The sequence below is a fragment of the Microbacterium umsixpiens genome, assembly GCF_053543675.1.
On record NZ_JBLVOH010000014.1, the window covers coordinates 41,935 to 42,387 of the forward strand.

Annotated in this window: 1 pseudogene; it reads left to right on the forward strand. The window is 65.3% G+C overall.

Annotated elements, in window-relative coordinates:
- Positions 1 to 355 (forward strand): annotated as a pseudogene (locus tag ACNPM4_RS01330) (ammonium transporter); the annotation flags it as partial.
- Positions 356 to 453 lie beyond the last annotated feature (98 nt).

The following is a 453-nucleotide window of genomic DNA, read 5'->3' on the forward strand; positions in this document are numbered from 1 at the left end:
GCTCGGCGCCCTCGCCGGTGTGGTCTGTGCCCTCGCGATCGAACTGAAGTTCCGTCTCGGCTTCGACGACTCGCTCGACGTGGTCGGCATCCACCTCGTCGGCGGACTCATCGGCACCCTGTACCTCGGCTTCTTCGCCAGCGAGACCGGCCTGTTCGTCGGTGGCGACGCCCGTCAGCTCGCGGTGCAGGTCATCGCGGCGCTCGGTGTCCTGATCTACTCCTTCGTGGTCGCCTTCATCATCGGCTTCGCGATCGAGAAGACGATCGGATTCCGTGTCACGAACGAGGACGAGATCGCCGGTGTCGACCAGGTCGTGCACGGCGAGGAGGGCTACGCACTCGCCGACGCATGATCTGCGGTTAGGGTGACCGTGTGAGCAAGACCAACGGCATCCTGACAGCACTCGTGGACATCCTGCTCAAGGCAGTGGGGTCCGGCCGGGCGTCTCGG